Genomic DNA, 2362 nt, shown 5'->3' on the forward strand with positions numbered 1-2362 from the left:
TGTCGGCGTACGAGTCAACATGCACCACCTCGTACGAGTGACTGTGCGCCAAAGTTGATGCGGTGACCGGCTGCTGTCCGTGAGCCTGCTGTCGTCGGTTCGAGCGGCAGAGGAGCGGTTGACGGTGGTCTTGGACCCGCATCGCTGGTTGGAGTTGAGGCGGTATCGCGCGCTCTACGACTCCGGCGCGATGAGCTTGCGGCAGATCGCGAAGGAGACCGGGCTGAACCGCCGCACGGTCACGAAGTACCTGTCTGGCCAGGTCCCGGCCGCGCCTCCGCAGCGGGCGTCCGGCGCCCTGCCTCGGCGACGGACGGTCGACGAGGTCGCCCCGCTGATCGACGCGATGCTGCGGTCCGAGGTCCTGCTCAAGGGAACGGTGATCCACGAACGGCTGGTCCAGGAGTACGGGATCGCCATCAACTACCAGCGGATCAAGATCTACTTGCAGGAGGCGAGGCCCCGGATCGCTGATGAACTCGGCATCAACCCTGGCGAACTCGCGGGCCTGCACCGCCGGTTCGAGGTCGTGCCCGGCGCCCAGGCCCAAGTGGACTGGGGCGACGAGGGCAGGATCCTCGCCCACGTCGGCATCCCGAAGGTCTACTCGTTCCACATGACGCTGTCGTACTCGCGTGACCCCTTCTGCTGCTTCACCACCAGCCAGGACCTCGCGACGTTCTTCGACTGCCACCGGCAGGCGTTCGCGCACTTCGGCGGGGTGCCGATGAGCATCGTCTACGACCGCACCAAGACCGTGGTCCGCCGGCACGTCGCCCCCGGCGAGGCGGTCCCGCTCCACCCGGAGGCGGTTGCGTTCGCCGGGCACTACGACTTCGACATCGACGTGCTGGCCGCATACCGGCCCCAGGGCAAGGGCCGGGTCGAGCGGCAGGTCGCCATCGTCCGCGACCACGTCCTGGCCGGCCGGGCGTTCTCCTCCATCGAGGAACTCGACGCCGCGTTCACGGCCTGGGTGCCGCTGCGGCGATCCCGGGTCCACGGCACCCACGGCGAGGTCATCGGCCTGCGCGCCATCCGCGACCACATGGCCCTGCGGCCGCTGCCACGGACGCCTTACGTGGTCACGCAGCGGCACCTGCGGCACGTCGGCAAGGACTGCCTGGTCGCCTTCGACGCGAACCTCTACTCGGTGCCCGCCCGCAAGGTCCGCCCGCGCCAGCTGGTCGAGATCCGGGCCACGAAGTCCCAGATCGTGCTCCACTCCACGGTCCCCGACTCCGTCGGAAGCACACTGCTGGCGGTCCACTCCCGGGCAGTCGGCCGCGGCGCCCGCATCGTCGACGAGCGGCACTGGGACGGCCTACCGAAGGGCGACACCAGGCGCGTCACCACGGGGGACGTCCTTCCCCGGCCCCGCCGCGAACCGGGCCCGGCCGACGAGGATGGTCCGCTGCGGGCCCTGCTCAACCGGGCCGCCGCGGCCCGCGTCGAGGTCGGCCGCCGACCGCTGTCCGTCTACGACGAGCTGACCGGCACCCGCCCGTTCACCACCAACTACCCAACGAAGGACGCCCGTTGAGCCAGCTGGTCAGCAACCGCATCCGCACCATGGCCGGCAAGCTCGGCCTGCCCCACCTCGCCGAGGGCCTGAACCAGTACGCCAAGCGGGCGGACGAGGCGAAGATGGGCTACCTCGACTTCCTTGACCTCGTCCTCGCCGAGGAACTCGCCGTCCGCGACGACCGCCGCTTCCGCCAGGGCCTGCGGCTGTCGAAGCTGCCGCACCACAAGACCCTGGACGACTACGACTTCTCCTTCCAGCCCGAGCTCGACCCGCGCAAGGTCAAGGACCTGGCCACGCTCTCGTTCGTCGAGGCCAAGGCGAACGCCGCCCTGCTGGGGCCGCCCGGGGTCGGCAAGACCCACATCGCCGTCGCCCTCGCGGTCGCCGCCTGCCGGGCCGGCTACTCGATCTACTTCACCAGCCTCGATGACATGGTCCGCCACCTCAAGGCTGCCGAGGCCACCGGACGCCTGACCAGCAAGCTCCGCACCTACCTGCGGCCGAGCGTCCTCGTGGTCGACGAAGTCGGCTACCAGCCCCTGGAACGCGCCGAGGCGAACCTGGTCTTCCAGGTGATCTCCAAGCGCTACGAGAAGGGCTCCATCATCCTGACCTCGAACAAGACCTTCAGCGAATGGGGCCAGGTCTTCGGCGACGAAGTCCTCGCCACCGCCATCCTCGACCGGCTCCTGCACCACTGCGACGTCGTCTCCATCAACGGCAACAGCTACCGACTCAAGAACCGCCTCCAGGCCATCGACCGGGAAACCGACGTCGCCTGAGCGGTGCACACAACTCCGTACCGGCTGGAGCACTCAGATCAGTACGCGGACA

General features: G+C 69.0%; 2 protein-coding genes. Both read left to right on the plus strand.

The window, feature by feature from the left end; all coding sequences use genetic code 11:
* The first annotated feature begins 124 nt into the window (after positions 1-124).
* Entirely contained in the window at positions 125-1543 is a 1419-nt protein-coding gene (gene istA, locus AB0P35_RS41905; protein ID WP_363521810.1) for an IS21 family transposase, read from the plus strand.
* The gene (gene istB, locus AB0P35_RS41910) at positions 1540-2310 is read left to right on the plus strand and encodes an IS21-like element helper ATPase IstB (RefSeq protein ID WP_363521812.1); all 771 of its coding nucleotides are present in this window, start codon (positions 1540-1542) and stop codon (positions 2308-2310) included. The genes istA and istB overlap by 4 nt, the downstream gene beginning before the upstream one ends.
* Positions 2311-2362: the final 52 nt, after the last annotated feature.

The sequence above is a fragment of the Kitasatospora sp. NPDC085879 genome, from assembly GCF_040686255.1.
In the GTDB taxonomy this organism is placed as follows: Bacteria; Actinomycetota; Actinomycetes; order Streptomycetales; family Streptomycetaceae; genus Kitasatospora.